General features: G+C 45.9%; 1 tRNA gene and 1 rRNA gene. Both read left to right on the top strand.

The window, feature by feature from the left end:
• Nucleotides 1–47 precede the first annotated feature (47 nt).
• Nucleotides 48–119 (top strand) — tRNA-Glu (locus tag D8844_RS10295).
• A 230-nt stretch (nt 120–349) separates the two neighbouring features.
• A 16S ribosomal RNA gene (locus D8844_RS10285) occupies nt 350–790 on the top strand; the annotation flags it as partial.

Genomic DNA, 790 nt, shown 5'->3' with positions numbered 1-790 from the left:
TGACAAAGGTAAAAAAGTAGGTATAATAGAAAGAGTTGAAAAGCTCAGGTCCGTTGGTCAAGGGGTTAAGACACCGCCTTTTCACGGCGGTAACACGGGTTCGAATCCCGTACGGACTATGGTGTATTGCGGTTAAAAAAACTTGAAAAAAGTTTTAAAAATCTGTTGACAGAGGCAGGTAGCTGTGATATACTAATATAGTTGTCGCTTGAGAGATATTGAGTGACAAAGACCTTTGAAAACTGAACAAGACGAACCAATGTGCAGGGCACTATAACTGAGGTTATAGTACTGAACAATGAAAAAACAATAAATCTGTCAGTGACAGAAATGAGTGAGAACTCAAACTTTTAATGAGAGTTTGATCCTGGCTCAGGACGAACGCTGGCGGCGTGCCTAATACATGCAAGTAGAACGCTGAAGGAGGAGCTTGCTCTTCTGGATGAGTTGCGAACGGGTGAGTAACGCGTAGGTAACCTGCCTGGTAGCGGGGGATAACTATTGGAAACGATAGCTAATACCGCATAATAGTAGATGTTGCATGACATTTGCTTAAAAGGTGCAATTGCATCACTACCAGATGGACCTGCGTTGTATTAGCTAGTTGGTGAGGTAACGGCTCACCAAGGCAACGATACATAGCCGACCTGAGAGGGTGATCGGCCACACTGGGACTGAGACACGGCCCAGACTCCTACGGGAGGCAGCAGTAGGGAATCTTCGGCAATGGACGGAAGTCTGACCGAGCAACGCCGCGTGAGTGAAGAAGGTTTTCGGATCGTAAAGCTCT

The sequence above is a fragment of the Streptococcus oralis genome, from assembly GCF_003942875.1.
In the GTDB taxonomy this organism is placed as follows: domain Bacteria; phylum Bacillota; class Bacilli; order Lactobacillales; family Streptococcaceae; genus Streptococcus; species Streptococcus oralis_BX.
This window is presented reverse-complemented; position numbering and strand designations above follow the sequence as displayed.